The sequence below is a fragment of the Photorhabdus sp. HUG-39 genome, assembly GCF_963878365.1.
Lineage (GTDB): Bacteria > Pseudomonadota > Gammaproteobacteria > Enterobacterales > Enterobacteriaceae > Photorhabdus > Photorhabdus kayaii.
In genome coordinates this window covers 1-15,568 of record NZ_CAWNWY010000016.1, presented here as the reverse complement: position 1 = coordinate 15,568, position 15,568 = coordinate 1, and the positions used below count along the sequence as shown (strand labels likewise).

The following is a 15,568-nucleotide window of genomic DNA, read 5'->3' as shown; positions in this document are numbered from 1 at the left end:
AAAGGCTGCATGAATCAATGAAAAGCATCGATTTAGAAATACCCGGTGAGATACCCGAAGTCACGGTTGTACAGGCTGGACGCCATTGTTGGATCGGTGGCCTGCGTTGGTCACCGTACGTGAAAGTAAAACGGGGACCCCGCAGAAGGCAACGTGTTCGTCCGGTAGCCAGTCGATCTCAATACACCGATGTACATCGGGTCGTGGGCAATCGTTCGGGGAGACGTCAGCAGACTACTCGTATGATGGGGACGGGAATAATCAGGAAATTGTATTGCCGTCACACACCGTATTCTTTAGCCATCGCTTTTTTATCGCATTCCGGCCCAAACGGGTACGGGATCTATGATTTGGGCGAAGGGCAATGGTTATTTTTGGCAACGCAGAAGGGTTTGCCGTCCGTGATGGCCGATATTGTCGGAACCCGCGAGAGTGTCAATGCAGCACTGTCCCGTTTTTTAACGTTTAACCCGGCTCCAGATAAAAGCTGGCGGGTGGTATCTGACCCTGATAATCCGGCCCACTGGCGCTCAATAATTTCTGCTTTGTCGGCTCATCAGTATCGGATGTGTCGCCTGCAACGGCGGTGGCGGACACCATTATTGTTGATGGCCGTATTTATCATGTTGTTAATAGTCGTAGGAGTGTTGTTGCAGTCAGGAAAATCTCCCGATGAGAGATTACCGATGACTGAAACCGTTCAAGTCAGGGCGTCACGATTGTTTGAAGAAACGCCAAAACCTGTTGACTTACCTCATCCGTGGGCCGATAAGCCGTTGTTACCCGCGTTTTTGGCACGTTGTGTCATGACCAGTCGGACGATCCCGGTGTTATTGGCGGGTTGGCGCTTGACGGCAGGTTCATGCCGAAAAGATGGCGTCCGCCTTCACTACGAGATTATGCCTGGCGGTACAGCAGCGCATTTTGTTCAGCGTGTACAGAGTGTATTTAAGCAGTCACCGGTTTTTGACCTGGTTCAGGGCGCAAAAGAAGGCCGGGTATTCCTGCCGTGGAAACCTTTGCCGGTTCGCAATGAAACGGTGCCTGCTGTTTCAGTACAGTTGATGAAGATGGTGTCGAATTTCCAGCAATGGCAGATCCCTCTGACGTTAAATGAACTTACTCCCGCATCGGCATTACCGGGCGACGGGCAATCTATACCTTCCCAGGATTGGCGAGAATACCTGTTCAGCTTCAGTAGTCGGGTGATGCCAGCATGGCTATTTGCTGAACTGGATGATACAGGGCTGCGAATGAACAGCCTCACGTTTACCCTGACCTCACAGGGACAGTTAACCTATCAGACTGAGGGATACATTTATGCCCGGAAATAATACTGCCTTGTGGATCAGTGTGTTAAGTGGGCTAATTTTTATCAGTTCACCCGTATGGGCAACAGAAGATAGCGCTCTTTCGGTAATAGGGATTACAGAGGCATCTGCGGGTGTGACTGTGGGACAGTTAGAGCATTTACACGCGAAAAATCTGCTGCTGGAAGCAGAATTGCAGCGGGCTAAATTACAACGCCAACTGACAGAAAGTCAGCCTTTGGGGTTGACGGGCAATAATAATATCGATCTGCCGGTGACCGTATCGCCCGTGATAACGGCGGGACAACCTGTGACCCGTCCGGTGGTTCAGGAGATTTATGGTCGGGGGCATGCATTGCGGGCGAAAGTAAGCCTGCCGGGCCGCGGTGTGATGGAGTTAGCTGTCGGTGACGCAGTGCTTGGCACTCAGTTCAAAGTTAAGGTGATCACGCTTTCTGCGGTCACGCTAAGTGATGGTTCGGTACTCACGTTCTGAGGGAAGACAGGGAATGAAAGAAAACATCCAGGTTAATGATGCTGTGTTGCTGTTATGTGAAGAACAGCAGGCTACGGTATTAATTGACAACAATCGTCGGGGCGATCCACAGGTCCAGACTCGGGTCATGCAATTACTTGAAGCCATACCAGAAGCAGAAATTCGCTTTGTCAATTTGTCAGAATTGCAGGCGAACCGCCAGAAACAAAATCAGCGGACGAATGAACAGGGCGTGTGTCTGTCGGACTTAACTGATGTGAGTGAACGCCAGAAGCAGGTACTGACCTGTTTTGAACTGGCAAAAAAACTGAATGCGTCAGATATTCACCTGACTATCAGTCCAGGGTTAACCCGAATTGAAATGCGTATTCACGGTGAGCTGGAAGTCGTCAATGAACTGTCGGAAGAGGAGGGAATGGCACTCGCATCCACAATCATCCTGTCGATGTGTGATGTCACTGAAACGCAATTTTTTCCCGGCCGTCAGCAGGACGGGAGGATTAAAGCGGATTTTCTGCGTCGGGTACATTTGTATGGTGCCCGGTACAGCCATACGCCAACCGCAGATGGTTTGTATGTTGTGATGCGTGTGATTGCTGATGATGGTGACAAAGTGCCTACACTGACACAATTAGGTTTTTTGCCGCAGCAAATCAAACTGGTTTCCCGTATTTTGCGACTGCCCGAGGGCCTGATTGTGTTATCGGGACCAACCGGTTCTGGGAAGTCCACGACATTACGCACTTTTTGTCGCCAGTATCTTGACAGGACAAGAGGTAAAAAGCGGTTATTGACCGTTGAAGACCCTCCGGAGGGGAGGATTGCCGGTGCGATTCAAACGCCCATCGTGTGTGACAAAAGTGATGAAGAGGCGGTCAGGCTTGCCTGGCACCGGGCGCTCACCTCTGCGCTGCGTCTTGATCCTGATGCCGTTATGCCAGGCGAAATGCGAGACCTGACTTCCATGCTAACGGCAATTTATGCTGCGCAAACGGGACATAGTGTCATGACGACGCTGCATACCAATAGCGCAGTCGGTATTCCTGAACGCATGATAACCATGGGGGTGAATGCGGGGTTGATTGCCGATGCACAGCTTTTGATTGCGTTGATTAGTCAGCGTTTAGTACAGACATTATGTCCGTACTGTCGAGTACCTTGGGCACAGAAACAGGCGGTACTGGATGAGGAACAACGGGCTTATCTGATGCGTTATTGCCATGCTCCCGGTACCTGTTGCATAGAGAATTTGTATTTTCGTCATCCCGAAGGATGTGAACATTGTTGCCAGACGATTACCCTGAGCGGACGGATTGTTAACCGGGGAGTGACCGGTCGTAGCGTGGTGGCAGAAGTCATTAGGCCAGATGCTCGATTTTTTACCTTGTTGATGACTGAGGGCAAAGAGGCCGCGAGACAACACTGGGTATCGAATTTAAGTGGAATAACTCGTTGCCAGCATCTACTGCATAAGCTGAATGCCGGGCTGATTGATCCATTGGAAGCCGACTTAGTTTGTCCGCTGGATGAAGATGATTATTTGCTGATGGAGCCGTGTGATGCGTGAAATGTCATGGGTTAGCCGTCTGCGCTATGTGTTAGTTCGCCACACGTTCTTACCGAGTTATCGTATCATTTTCTATGAGGCGTTGCGTTTTTTACTGGAAAACAAGATACCGTTATTGAAAGCGTTGCGGCAGATACGTGATGTGTATACGCATTTCGATACCCATTGGCATCCGTTTGCTGAACTCATTGACGATTGCATCTCGGCGCTCACTGATAACAGTCAAACGAATACCTTGGAACATGTGCTGGCTGTTTGGGGACCGGTAGAAGAGGCGGCGTTAATTAGTGCGGGTATGCGCAGCGGTCATTTGCCTGAAGCATTGAGTCAGGCCATTACACTGATAGGTTGCCGTCAGCGTATTCTGATAGTGTCGCTCAGAATGATGATTTATCCCTTGCTGTTGGTGTTACTGATGGCAGGATTATTGGTGATCACCGCAACAGAATTGGTACCAACACTAAAAAATATTGCAGATCCGGAAAACTGGCAGGGGGTGCTGGCATGGCTGAACGGGATGGCGACATTCTTTGAGCATGCTTTTCTGTGGTGTGGTGTCTTACTGCTCTCTTTTATTGTGGGCGTGGCGTATTCGCTCCCGCGGTGGGTCAACCGTCTGCGTCGCATCGCGGATCATCTTATCCCCTGGTCGGTCTATAGCGATATTCAGGGCGCCATTTTTTTACTGAACATGGCTTCCCTTTTGCGTGCCCAGGTTCAGACGCTAGATGCGTTAATTACCCTGCAACGCTTTGCATCTCCCTGGTTACAGATTCGTCTGGAGTCTATTGCTGATTGTGTCCGCGAAGGGGATCACTTTGGCCGGGCATTGCATCACTGTGGTTATGACTTTCCGTCAAAGGAAGCGGTGAATTTTCTGTCATTGCTGACGGAAGGTGATGGTACTCCTGAGATGATTGGACGCTATGGTGAGCGGTGGCTGGACCAAACCATTGTTCGGGTGAACAGGCGGGCCAATTTGGTCATGTTGTGTTCCCTGTTGCTGGTTGTCGGGACATTTATGTTGATCCTGCTGGCCGTTATGGAAATACAGAACATGGCTAACATCATGCCGTAACCCCTTTAAATTAAACCTCCTTTTAACGATTTTCTCCGTAAAGAACCCTTTATATAAGGAATAAATCAATGCAGTACATGATGATACAGAAACAAGACCGAATGGTCCGTTCCCCTGAACGGGGTTGGGCTATTTTGGAAAATGGCGCGGTCGCTCTGGTTGTGATTGCCGTGATTACTGTAGTTTTGGGGGGCATTTATATGTTGTATGACCGCAAGGATGCGGTTGTGGAAACAACGAATCTGCAAACTGTCATCTCCAGTACTCAGGGGTTAATGAAAGGCAGCGGCGGGTATGAATTTAGTCATGCAGACAAGATGACCGGCGTCCTGATTCAGTTGGGTGGCGTACCGAAGAGTATGACGGTTCGCGGAGATACGACTGTCGGTAATGCCACGCTGTGGAATATCTGGGGTGGTCAGGTAAAGGTCGGACCGAGCAGCACGGGGGGATTTAATAATGGATTCACGGTAACTTACGAGAGAGTCCCTCAGTCTGCCTGTGTTTCACTGGCGACTGGGATGAGCCGGGGAGGAAGTGCGTCAGAGATCACTATTAATAATACTCATCACGCTGATGGCAAGGTGACACTGGAAAGTGCCAGTACAGCATGCACAAGGAACAACGGTCGTACCGGGACCAATAAACTGATCTTTACGATTAATGGTTAAATGAAGACACTGATTGCGGTTAGCTTTCCTACAGAATATACCCCTCTGGTTATGATGACGTTATTTGTCATCGGATGCGTGCTGCTTAGTCCGGTGAGTAAATTTTTGCAGGAATACGGTCTGTTGATGTGTTCAGTGCATCCGGCACCACGAATAGCTATCTGTTTGTACGTGGTGTCGGGCACATTGATGTTGTTATCACCAGCGCCGCTGATGGAGCGGATAGCCGCACTGTTGCTGCTGAGTTTTTTGCTGCAATTATCGGTTATGGATGTTTTGAGTGGCTGGCTTCCTCGTCAGTTTACATTGGCTTGTCTGGTGTCCGGTGTATTGATCAATATTTCGTTGCCGTCAGTATCAATAACTCTTTTGGCTACGGTGCTTATGCTTGCTGGGACGGGAGTGTTACGTGAGCTGATGAACCGGTACTCTCAATGTGAAGTACTGGGAATGGGGGATGTCTGGCTGATGGGGGCACTGTGTGCCTGGCTGACAGGGTTACCGGCACTGATAGGTTGCTTGATTGGTTTATCCGGTTTCGTGCTGTGGCATTTGGCACAATTACCTCATCAAGGTACGAAAGGCGGGCCGCTGGGACCTTGGCTTAGCTTGGGGAGTGTGGTCATGTTGTTGGAACGATTATATCAGCCAATATGGGTAATCTAATAGTGACAGAAAGAAAGGGGTGTTGTGGCAGCAGCAGGGGGCCAGAGCCGGATAGGGGATACATGATGCTGGGCACAGCTGCCGGACTCATGATATTGCTGGTACTGTCGGCGTTGGGAACCCGCATTTACAACGATTATCTGACAGATGAAGTCCTGGCAGGTCATGGCGGCGCAAAGCAGTCGTTTCAGTGCCGCGTCGAAAGCTTATATTGGCCGTTATTATGGTAGGTTGCGAAATTCAGCAACGACAACCCAACCGGTGATGATCACCCCGGATATGTTGAGAAAAACTGGGCTGTTGCCATCCGGATTCAAAGACACCAACAGTTCAGGACAGCGCTATCAGACCGCTGTAGTGCGCAATACCCAGGATCCGGCACTATTGCAGGCAATGGTGGTGACACAAGAAGGGAGCCAATTACCTTATAAAGCCCTGCGCCTGATATCGATGGATATCTCTACCGGATTGGGGGGATATATTCGGGATGGAAAGACGGCTACCGGCGCAATGAGTACATGGACCGTGCCTTTAAAGGATTTTGGGATAAACAGTGGTGAAGGTCACCTGGCCGTGTTATTGAGCGCAGATGAGTTATCTACTGCTCGTGAGGAGAGTGACCGATTGTACCGTTTTGCTGTCCCCGGTCGTCCGGAGCTGAACAAAATGCATACTGACATTAACATGGGAGGCAACAACCTGAACAATACGGCTACCGTGAATGCACAGGCTGGATATTTTAGTGGCGATATCCGGGCGAATGCCGGCCAGTTTCAGGGGGATATTCGTAGCCACGATGGCTGGATTGTGACGACAAAGAATAAAGGCTGGTTAAATGAAACTTATGGTGGTGGTTGGATGATGTCGGACAGTAATTGGCTTCGCAGCGTCAATAATAAAAGCATTTATACGCAGGGGCAAATCAAAGGCGGCACCCTCCGGGCTGATGGTCGTCTGTCAACAGGGGAGTTTTTACAACTTGATAAAGTGGCTGTGGCGGGTACGGCCTGTTTACCCAACGGATTGGTTAGCCGCGACAGCAAAGGCGCCATACTGTCCTGCCAGTCCGGTCTGTGGACAAAAGCGGAGACCACCTTGCAGCAGAATCAATGTTATCAGGATGGAAACTGGGGCGGACGTGATTTCGCTGAACACCGATGTAAGCCTGGATATTATGCGGCGGGACTTAAATTTGTGGGTCACCAACGCAGCGAATCAGCCTATGTCATTACCTGCTGTAAATAAAAACGTAACATGTGCGTATATCTGATTTTTATTTTGGTGGTGTTGTGTTGTCCTTGTTTTGCACTGGTGAGTAGATTAACGCCCTGGCGGGGATTTATCTGTTCGGGTTTCCGACACAGAAAAAAACGGTATTATATCATTCATCTGTCCCCGACTGACAGGATAGGGCGTCTGACGCGAAGCCGGACCCGGTGTTTTCATGCGGCATTTGTTCGCGAACTTGAGGGGGCATTTTTGCGGGCAGACAGGGATATTCTGTTTCGTTCTCATTTGATGCGGCCTGCTCAGATACGGGAGCATGAAATTGTGTGGGGCACTACATTGGTGTTTATGCTGCTATGGCTAATGTAGAACCATCAACCGTACTCCGGCTAGCTCATTAATTCTGATGTGGAAAGCATTTAAACGACTGCCCCACAGATTTTTATGCTCTCCAATATATTGAATTTCCTGTAGAACTTTATAAAAGTTATAATTTTTTCTTAATTAATGCTAATGTATGCATACATTAGCATTAATTGGCTATTCAGTAGAGGACGATGACAGGCTTTTTAATACCACAGGCGTGAGCATAACGGGTCAGCGTATCGATGCTGGCTTTCGTGATGTTATTTTCCATGCGGGAAATAACCGGAGGTGTAACCCCCATCCGTTCAGCGACCTGAGCTTTTGTCAGATTGTCATGTTTGCGCCATTCTGCAAGCAGCTCTCTGAGCTTCTCCTTGCGTTCTTCCTCATGCCATGCAGCACGATATTTGTCATCCTGCATCCACTCGTTATGCAGTTCTTTATGACTTACCAGTTTCATTAATTAAGTACCTCCGCTAACCGCTTTTTGGCGAGTTCGATTTCTTTCGCTGGCGTTTTCTGTGACTTTTTGATGAAAACCCGGAGCATGATGATTGTATTGCCTTTATGATATACCCAGATACCTCTGGCTATGTCCGTTCCCATCGTGCGGATCTCAAAAAGTCCATCGCCCAGGGGCTTAGTGTCCGGTTCCCGCAATAATCGCGCGTCAGATTCAAGCTTACCGATAAGTCGGTCAAATTTAACCCGAATCCTCACGGGCAATGCCGTGGCTTCTTCCCTAGCTTCCGGGTGATAAACTACGTTAAACATATGGCCTCTCTTTTATAATTATATTAGTGTATAGGCTAATAAATGGCAATGAAAATTAACCTGTAAGCTAATTTAAATCAGAGGGGTAACAAATTATGAGGACTGTATTTCCAGTTAAATATTATAAGGGTGAGGGATTTGTTGAGCGCAAGGTTGAACTCGACGATCAGGACATCGAGGAAATTATTCAGGACTGACTAATGAAAGCATAAAAAACCGTGGGGCAATCATTTAAATGCTCCCCTCGGATGGCCGTTCTGAATGGCGAGCTAAAAGGCACAATTTGAACGTTGGTATCCCAGCATCAAAATTAATGAGCTAGTTGGAATATGGTTGATGGTTCTACATTAGCCATAGCGGCATAAACGCCAATGTAGTGCCCCACAGATTTTATGCTCTATATTGGAGTGTAATTTTCATTTTTTCATGTTGAATTTTTTATCGTCATCCTCTCTGGTTTTGCCCAGTATGCTTCCCTGTATCGGGTAATCATATGATTAGACTCTAATCACGACCTGAATAAGTCGCATTTCTGTGTCGGTTGTTTTGTCAAGCAACCCGATAATACTAAAAGTACGCCAAGCACAGCGCTAAATAAAACAAACAAGGATGTTGTGTATGACAACTGAAATCCCTCCTCTGTCGCCGACGTCTGAAGCTGAAATTGACAGCTTGCGGCAGGCGGTTTCTCAAAAGACCCAACCCAGGTTGTTGCTAAAAAAATGTCTGAGATATCTGTCAATATTGCTTGTTATTGTCAGCATCGCATTGCTGGCATTCGTGGTACGGCAGCAACATCATCAGTTAGTGGAATTTCAGTCATTGATGCGAAATGGATCATTCCGGCATTTGCCTGATGAGGTGCAAAATCTGCACGAACGGCTTGATAAAGCGGATACCGGCTTTATCTCCTGTCAGGACTGGCAAATGCAAAATGACCGGTTTCATCAGGCATTGATAGCGCAACAGAGATCCGTCAACGACCAACAGAAACCGCTGGTACAGTCAGTGGCTGATTTAAGCCGTGCGCATCAGGATCTTACCGAAGCAGTAAGTGTATTGAAAAATACCGTGAAACAGCAGGAAATGCGCGTTGACGCATTAATCACGTGGAAATCTCAGCAGGAAAAGCATGCGGGTAAAAAAGCGGGCACACCTGATCGGGAAATTCTTCGAACAAAGAAACGGATAGTGGCTCCTTTCATGCTTTCTGGTATTGAACGTCGGGGAGAACAAGTTTATGCCGTTATTATTCCACGAGACACAGATCCTCATTCTCAAATATCTCAAATGCGCTTACTGACCCCGGGTGAAAGTGCATTTGAATGGACGTTGGTCAGTATCTCCGATCATCAGGCTTTGTTCCAGGTACAAGGGCATCGTCAAACCCTGTCAGTCAATGGAGGGTAATGATGAGAAAAGATTTTTTCAGCCAGAGGAAGGGGGTGGTGCTGATTGGCGTTGTTATGTCTCTGTCAGCTTCGGCAGCACAGGTTGCTATCTCTGAACAGACAAAAACGGGAATGAAAGCGACTCAGCAACAGGTCACGCAGGCTGAAAACCACCGTATTCAGGCGCAAATGTGGGGGCTGACAGAAGCAGAGTTTCAGCGTTATCAGCAATTGATGCAGGGGCAACGGGGCATTCAGTCTCCTGGGCTCGATCCGTTGAGTGCATTGGGCATTGAGGCAGAAACAGTACAGGAGCGTCAACGTTATGCCGAACTGTGGGTTAGGCAGGAATATGTTCGTACTGAAAAGGAACTGGCGTTCCAGCGGGCGGTGGATGCGGCTTGGAAGCGTCTGGCGCCGAATATTTTGCCGGTTAATTTAGGGAAGGGGGACGGAATCGCACAGGGTAATCAAGGGCGGCTGGCGTTATTTGTGAAAGAGGATTGCGCGGCTTGTGATGCCCGGCTGGCTGCTGCCTTGTCCGCTGACCGTGAGGTGGATATTTACCTGGTAGATAGCGAAAGCAACGATGATGTTTTACGTACCTGGGCAGGTAAACATCATATTCCATCAGAAAAAGTCCGTAGCCGAAAAATCACGCTTAATCATGACAAAGGGCGCTGGCGACAATTTGGTCAGGGGAAAATGCCGGTCGTACTACAACATGAGAATGACGGATGGCGTGTGGTGGCATTTTGAGTCTCGTTGTTGCGGGCAGCCTCTTTTGGGTGACAGAAGGTATGGCCGCGGCGGTAAAACAGGTCGTCCCGCCTGGGTACCAGCAGATTGCGCGGGTGCATGGCGTACCTGCTGAAGTGCTTTATGCGTTGGCACTGGCTGAATCGGCAAAACGTTTGCCACAGGAGAAACATGAACGCCCCTGGCCGTGGACGCTCAATGTGGCTGGAAAAGGTTATCGTTATGCAACCCGACAAGCGGTCTGGCAGGCGTTGCAGGGATTTATGCGCAGCGTACCCCTCAAACGTATTGATGTGGGGATTACTCAAGTGAATTTAGGCTGGAACGGCCATTATTTTCGTTCTTATTGGGATGCCTTGGACCCCTATACTAATCTTCATGTGGCAGCTCGTATTCTGAAAACCTGTTATCAATCCAATCCGGGTAGTTGGTTGAATGCGGCAGGCTGTTATCACCATCCCGCTGGCGGTCAACCCGCGAGTAAGTATCGGAAAATCGTCGCACGTAAACTGAGTACGCTAGAGACCCGATATCCTGTTTTGTCCACCAATATTGCTGTAGTTAATACGACACAGACCTGGATTGAACCGAAGGAAAAATAAAGAAGATGTTAATCCATAACTTAATCCGTTATCGCTGCCGTTTATTTTTAATGATGATGATATTGACGCCCTGTTCTCAGGCTGCACTGACTATTGTGGCTGATTTAGGTGGACAATCTACAGCAGCGTATTTTGATGCCATTAACGCTCAGGACAATGAACCGACGACTTCTTCAAATACGGAGGCGACCCCGCCAGATTTGACCGAAGGGGGCATTTTACCGGTGGAAACGCCGGAATTGTCTCCCGGACCTGTTGACGCTCGTCCGTTGCAATTGCCAGGAATGGGAGCGTTGTTCATGATTGGGGATGATGCCCGGTCAAAACAGTGGTTGAAGGAAAATTTGGTTGGCCTTCGGAAAAAGCAGGCGGTGGGGTTGCTGGTCAGTGTGCGGGATAAAGCACAACTGGATGAACTGCGTCAGCTTGCAGAGGGATTAGTATTAGCCCCCGCTTCCGGCAGTGATTTGGCCCGGCGGTTGAATTTGCGGCATTACCCAGTGTTGATAACCGATATCGGTTTAACTCAGCAGGTGCGTTGATGTGGCCCCGTCACCCTATACTATCCGAACTGATGTTGCCATACAGTTTCCCGGTGCTTTTGTTGGGATTGTTGTTGGCAATTGTGGTGTTATGGCGGGCTAGATGAGCGATCGTTATGTGATTGAAGCACGGTTACGTCCGGCTGTTGAGTTGAATACCGCTGTTGTTTCGGCGGTTGCCGCCGGTGTCTGTATCGTAGCGCCGTGGGCTGTGGCATTGTCACCATCGGTCAGTTATGTCATGGCGGCAGGTTTTGGCATGTTATCAGGTCTCCGATTCCGGCAGGGGTTACATATACTGAACTACCGGCGCAATATCCGGCGATTGCCCCGTTATGTGATGGCCAGCCACCAGGTACCCGTCAGTCATCAGAGATTGTTTCTGGGGAAAGGGTTTCTTTGGCAACAAAAACATACACAACGATTTCTGGATACCCTGCGCCCGGAAGTCGAACGTTATGTTCAACCTTCCCGGTATTATCAATTAGCGAGGGCATTTGAGCAGCGGTTTGAGTACCCATTGCCCTCTTTATGTCGTCTGACGCAACGTGATTCCCCGTGGAACCCGGTGAGGCCATTGCCGCCGGTGGGGGGCAATCCAGCATTGCATGGCATTGAACCGGATGAAGTCAATGTGTCAATGGATTTGCGTGAGCGGGTCGGGCACATGTTGGTCCTCGGTACAACCCGTGTTGGTAAGACCCGGCTGGCAGAGTTACTCATCACGCAGGATATCCGGCGGGGTAATATCACGATTGTGTTTGATCCGAAAGGGGATGCAGACCTGCTAAAACGCATGTGGGCGGAAGCGCATCGTGCCGGGCGGGAAGATGAGTTCCAGGTGTTTCATCTGGGCTGGCCGGATATTAGTGCTCGCTACAATGCTGTTGGGCGTTTTGGTCGGGTTTCAGAAGTCGCTTCTCGTATAGCAGGACAATTGAGTGGGGCGGGTAACAGTGCCGCTTTTCGTGAGTTTGCCTGGCGTTTTGTCAATATCGTTACTCGTGCTTTGGTGGCTCTGGGGCAGCGACCAGATTACACCCTGATATTACGTTATGTCACCAATATTGGCGAACTGTATGAAACTTATGCTGAAAAAATTATCAGGCAATGCCTGCCTGTGTTATGGGAGCAGGTTAGAGAAAAGTCTGGGTCTGCTGACGGAAGACGATTTGCCACGCAATATGCAGGGGCAGACGAATGCAGTGAAAATCTGGGCGATTGAAATGGCACTAAGCTCAGAAGCGGGGAAAAAACTCTACGATCCGATACTGGACGGGTTGCGCAGTGCGGTTCGCTATGATCGCACCTATTTTGACAAAATTGTGGCATCCCTGTTGCCATTACTGGAAAAGCTGACCACGGGGAAAACAGCTGCACTGCTGGCACCAGATTACACGGATATGAACGATCAGCGTCCCATCTTTGACTGGCAACAGGTCATACGTAAGAAAGGTATTGTCTATGTAGGACTGGATGCTTTGTCGGATGCAGAAGTCGCTTCGGCAGTGGGTAATTCCATGTTCGCGGACTTAGTTTCTGTTGCGGGTCACATTTACAAATTTGGTCTGGATGACGGTTTACCAGAAGGTAAAACGAGAAAACTCCCCATTAGCTTACATTGTGATGAATTCAATGAGCTGATGGGCGATGAATTTATCCCGCTGATTAACAAGGGTGGTGGTGCCGGGATAGAGGTAACCGCTTACACCCAGACTTTGTCTGATATTGAAGCACGTATTGGCAGCAGTGCTAAAGCGGCGCAGGTAACAGGAAATTTTAATACTCTGGTTATGCTGCGGGTCAGGGAAAATAACACCGCCGAGCTGCTAACCCGTCAATTGCCAGAGGTGGAAGTGTACACTAAAACTTTGGTCTCCGGGATTACCGATATTTCCAGTCCAGAGCAAGGCGGTCATTTTACCTCTAATACTCAGGATCGGGTTAGCACGATCAGAACGCCGTTAATTACGCCTGCCGAAGTGATTAACTTGCCGAAAGGTCAGGCATTTGCTCTGCTTGAAGGGGGGCGGTTATGGAAGATCCGCATGCCGTTGCCAGCAGCCGATGATGATGACCTGATGCCGATAAGTCTGCAAAAAATCGCTGATGATATGCGTAAACATTACCGTACCAGTGAATCCTGGTGGTCAGCGGGATCAATGCCAAGTGACAGTCAGATTGATTTCAATGTGATGTTAAATCCAGCGTTGCTGACGCCTGATGGGGAAGCTGACGATGACGCAACAGAACACTAAATCGCAGCAGATGCCAGCGAAAAAATCAGGTCCGTTAAAAACGGTCCTGTGGGATATGCCATGGATGCTCATTGGCTTCCTGCTGGTATCGTTGTTTTTTAGTTTGGTGATTGAATACCTTGGGATAGCCTTTTTCTGGACGGAACAGGGAGAGAGACACAGCCAGCAAGTGATGATCACGGAAAGCGGTTGGTTGTCTAAAGAATTTACCCGCAGCTTACTGTTATCAGAGCCCGCGACTACGCTCAGTATCGGGTTAAAATGGAGTTATCAGTGGGTGTTTGTAGACAGTGGTGCACTGGACTGGATTAACCAACAGCATACAGTACAAGCTCGGAGCCACTATGAGATGGTGAGAGAGTTGAGCGATTGGAGTGTATTACTGGCGGAAAGTTTGCGGAAGTACCTGCTGGCAACGGTATATGTGACCGTAACCTTTATTATCCGGCTCACTATTCTGGTGTTGTCTTTGCCATTGTTTGTGATGGTTATAGGTGTTGCTGTTGTTGAAGGGCTAAGTCGACGTGACTTGAGACGTTATGGTGCTGCTTATGAGTCGAGTTTTGTCTATCATCACGCCAAACGGTTTGTGAAACCGGCGTTTTGTGTACCCTGTCTGTTATATCTCTCCTGGCCATCGGCTGTGTATCCCAATTTATTATTGTTACCCGCAGCTCTCCTATTAGGGATTGCTATTACTGTGATGATGAGTACTTTTAAGAAATATCTTTGAGGTAAAAGCGGTATGATGTGGATTTTAGGGTATTCCCATAGTATTTGTTTGGAAAATCAGTGTACTCGACTATGCGATTTTCAATGAGCTTAATGACCAAAATGATCTGGTGCGTAAATTTAGCATTTCTATCCAGTGGACTTACATTAGATTGACGAACTTTTAAAAGGGAGTTGGAATTGTTTTTAGAATAAATTATTCAATGAGTAATAATAATGAGTAAGATATACCAATCAAGTCTGTACGAGATTAGTCAGATGGCAGATTGAATATGATTTCTCCACGTTATGTTTCATGTTCAATCTGTCTTATTTTTTAGGTGTAGGAAAAGTGATTGTAATTTACCTTCCATAATTTTCTTCTTTATCCAAGCAAATATTTGCTAGTAAGTGGTTTAAGGATTTACTGTTGCTCCGTTCTGCGGGCTAGCATTGACAACCCGACAGTATTAAAAATAGCATATTAGTATTTATACAATGACGTCCTTAGGACGTCATTGTATAAATACCAACTTATTTGTCAAGATATTTAATATTATCCATAATTTCATGGAATTAGATGAGCATCAAGGAAAATAATTATTTGACTTTCTACACCTACCTGTGTATAAGTCCTAAGGACTTATACACAGGTAGCCTTATATGATGAATGAAACTATTCCTCTCCGGGAAGCTCTGTGGCGAACATTACTCAACAAGTATGCTTTGCTTTCGGCTGCCTGATGGTATAGGGCTACACCGGATTCAACATCATAAGCACTGACCACATGCAGGGCTTCAAATAATGTCCCCTTACAGGTTCCTCTCAGGGTTTTTCCATCAATGGCGATAAGACTTTTTCCTGCCCTGACCCGACGCTGGTTGATCCAGGCATAAAAGGCTTCAACCAGTGCATCTTGCTCTATCATTTTGATAATATTAGCAATACAGTGACTACGGGGAATACCGTGAGTAAAATGCGTGTATTGTTTAAGCCACTCGCTCTGTAACTCCCCAAATTCCCAGGGCACGAGCATACTTTGACTGCTATTCATCCAAAGAAAACTCTTGCCCGATAATCATCGCACCAACCCGCTTTTTTAAGCTTGTTCCTTTGGCTCGGTGCCCCGCAATCGCATTGTTTGACCAG

At 48.1% G+C, this 15,568-nt stretch carries 14 protein-coding genes and 2 pseudogenes; 13 read left to right on the top strand and 3 right to left on the bottom strand.

Annotation, left to right across the window (positions count from 1 at the left end; translation table 11 throughout):
- The first annotated feature begins 17 nt into the window (after positions 1–17).
- From pilO2 to pilV, 7 genes are all read left to right on the top strand, one after another.
- The gene (pilO2, locus tag AAC155_RS12005) at positions 18–1,334 is read left to right on the top strand and encodes a type 4b pilus protein PilO2 (protein WP_113042333.1); all 1,317 of its coding nucleotides are present in this window, start codon (positions 18–20) and stop codon (positions 1,332–1,334) included.
- A complete protein-coding gene (gene pilP / locus AAC155_RS12000) occupies positions 1,321–1,806 on the top strand; it encodes a type IV pilus biogenesis protein PilP (protein ID WP_113042331.1) in 486 nt (161 codons plus the stop codon). Before pilO2 ends, pilP begins: the two co-directional genes overlap by 14 nt.
- Before the next feature lie 13 nt (positions 1,807–1,819).
- Positions 1,820–3,373 carry a GspE/PulE family protein gene (locus AAC155_RS11995; protein WP_113042329.1) on the top strand — a complete coding sequence of 518 codons (1,554 nt, stop codon included), beginning with the start codon at positions 1,820–1,822 and terminating at the stop codon, positions 3,371–3,373.
- A complete protein-coding gene (locus AAC155_RS11990) occupies positions 3,366–4,451 on the top strand; it encodes a type II secretion system F family protein (protein ID WP_113042328.1) in 1,086 nt (361 codons plus the stop codon). The genes AAC155_RS11995 and AAC155_RS11990 overlap by 8 nt, the downstream gene beginning before the upstream one ends.
- A 68-nt stretch (positions 4,452–4,519) precedes the next feature.
- The gene (locus AAC155_RS11985; protein WP_113042326.1) at positions 4,520–5,122 is read left to right on the top strand and encodes a type 4 pilus major pilin; all 603 of its coding nucleotides are present in this window, start codon (positions 4,520–4,522) and stop codon (positions 5,120–5,122) included.
- The gene (locus tag AAC155_RS11980) at positions 5,123–5,788 is read left to right on the top strand and encodes a prepilin peptidase (protein WP_113042324.1); all 666 of its coding nucleotides are present in this window, start codon (positions 5,123–5,125) and stop codon (positions 5,786–5,788) included.
- Positions 5,789–5,935: 147 nt separating this feature from the next.
- Positions 5,936–7,033, top strand: coding sequence for a shufflon system plasmid conjugative transfer pilus tip adhesin PilV (gene pilV / locus AAC155_RS11975; RefSeq protein WP_390904718.1), 1,098 nt, complete (start codon positions 5,936–5,938; stop codon positions 7,031–7,033).
- A gap of 526 nt (positions 7,034–7,559) precedes the next feature.
- Here the strand turns inward: pilV and AAC155_RS11970 are convergent.
- Both AAC155_RS11970 and AAC155_RS11965 read right to left on the bottom strand, forming a co-directional pair.
- On the bottom strand, positions 7,560–7,841 hold the full coding sequence (locus tag AAC155_RS11970) for a helix-turn-helix domain-containing protein (protein WP_021326512.1): 282 nt from the start codon (positions 7,839–7,841) through the stop codon (positions 7,560–7,562).
- Positions 7,841–8,155, bottom strand: a complete 315-nt coding sequence (locus AAC155_RS11965; protein WP_021326511.1) for a type II toxin-antitoxin system RelE/ParE family toxin — start codon at positions 8,153–8,155, stop codon at positions 7,841–7,843. The genes AAC155_RS11970 and AAC155_RS11965 overlap by 1 nt, the downstream gene beginning before the upstream one ends.
- 618 nt (positions 8,156–8,773) lie before the next feature.
- On the opposite strand from AAC155_RS11965, the gene AAC155_RS11960 reads away from it, so the two are divergent.
- The 6 genes and pseudogenes from AAC155_RS11960 (at position 8,774) to AAC155_RS11935 (ending at position 14,440) form a co-directional block, all read left to right on the top strand.
- Positions 8,774–9,565: a hypothetical protein gene (locus tag AAC155_RS11960; RefSeq protein ID WP_113042323.1), complete on the top strand. Its 792-nt coding sequence runs from the start codon at positions 8,774–8,776 to the stop codon at positions 9,563–9,565.
- A 2-nt stretch (positions 9,566–9,567) separates the two neighbouring features.
- Positions 9,568–10,305, top strand: a complete 738-nt coding sequence (locus tag AAC155_RS11955; RefSeq protein WP_113042321.1) for a TIGR03759 family integrating conjugative element protein — start codon at positions 9,568–9,570, stop codon at positions 10,303–10,305.
- Positions 10,284–10,907, top strand: a complete 624-nt coding sequence (locus AAC155_RS11950; RefSeq protein WP_387493067.1) for a transglycosylase SLT domain-containing protein — start codon at positions 10,284–10,286, stop codon at positions 10,905–10,907. The genes AAC155_RS11955 and AAC155_RS11950 overlap by 22 nt, the downstream gene beginning before the upstream one ends.
- 5 nt (positions 10,908–10,912) lie before the next feature.
- Positions 10,913–11,449, top strand: a complete 537-nt coding sequence (locus AAC155_RS11945) for an integrating conjugative element protein (protein WP_011145426.1) — start codon at positions 10,913–10,915, stop codon at positions 11,447–11,449.
- 103 nt (positions 11,450–11,552) lie between these two features.
- Positions 11,553–13,707: pseudogene (gene traD / locus AAC155_RS11940) on the top strand (type IV conjugative transfer system coupling protein TraD).
- On the top strand, positions 13,688–14,440 hold the full coding sequence (locus AAC155_RS11935) for a TIGR03747 family integrating conjugative element membrane protein (RefSeq protein ID WP_113042319.1): 753 nt from the start codon (positions 13,688–13,690) through the stop codon (positions 14,438–14,440). Before traD ends, AAC155_RS11935 begins: the two are co-directional and overlap by 20 nt.
- A 703-nt stretch (positions 14,441–15,143) precedes the next feature.
- Here AAC155_RS11935 and AAC155_RS11930 read toward each other — a convergent pair.
- Positions 15,144–15,440, bottom strand: a pseudogene (locus AAC155_RS11930) (ISAs1 family transposase); the annotation flags it as partial.
- Positions 15,441–15,568: the final 128 nt, after the last annotated feature.

Coding starts and splice junctions, on each gene's coding strand:
- AAC155_RS11950 (WP_387493067.1), top strand. CDS start 10,284: ATGGCGTGTGGTGGCATTTTGAGTCTCGTTGTTGCGGGCAGCCTCTTT.
- AAC155_RS11980 (WP_113042324.1), top strand. CDS start 5,123: ATGAAGACACTGATTGCGGTTAGCTTTCCTACAGAATATACCCCTCTG.
- AAC155_RS11995 (WP_113042329.1), top strand. CDS start 1,820: ATGAAAGAAAACATCCAGGTTAATGATGCTGTGTTGCTGTTATGTGAA.
- AAC155_RS11955 (WP_113042321.1), top strand. CDS start 9,568: ATGAGAAAAGATTTTTTCAGCCAGAGGAAGGGGGTGGTGCTGATTGGC.
- AAC155_RS11965 (WP_021326511.1), bottom strand. CDS start 8,155: ATGTTTAACGTAGTTTATCACCCGGAAGCTAGGGAAGAAGCCACGGCA.
- pilP (WP_113042331.1), top strand. CDS start 1,321: ATGCCCGGAAATAATACTGCCTTGTGGATCAGTGTGTTAAGTGGGCTA.
- AAC155_RS11990 (WP_113042328.1), top strand. CDS start 3,366: ATGCGTGAAATGTCATGGGTTAGCCGTCTGCGCTATGTGTTAGTTCGC.
- pilO2 (WP_113042333.1), top strand. CDS start 18: ATGAAAAGCATCGATTTAGAAATACCCGGTGAGATACCCGAAGTCACG.
- AAC155_RS11945 (WP_011145426.1), top strand. CDS start 10,913: ATGTTAATCCATAACTTAATCCGTTATCGCTGCCGTTTATTTTTAATG.
- AAC155_RS11960 (WP_113042323.1), top strand. CDS start 8,774: ATGACAACTGAAATCCCTCCTCTGTCGCCGACGTCTGAAGCTGAAATT.
- AAC155_RS11970 (WP_021326512.1), bottom strand. CDS start 7,841: ATGAAACTGGTAAGTCATAAAGAACTGCATAACGAGTGGATGCAGGAT.
- pilV (WP_390904718.1), top strand. CDS start 5,936: ATGAAGTCCTGGCAGGTCATGGCGGCGCAAAGCAGTCGTTTCAGTGCC.
- AAC155_RS11985 (WP_113042326.1), top strand. CDS start 4,520: ATGCAGTACATGATGATACAGAAACAAGACCGAATGGTCCGTTCCCCT.
- AAC155_RS11935 (WP_113042319.1), top strand. CDS start 13,688: ATGACGCAACAGAACACTAAATCGCAGCAGATGCCAGCGAAAAAATCA.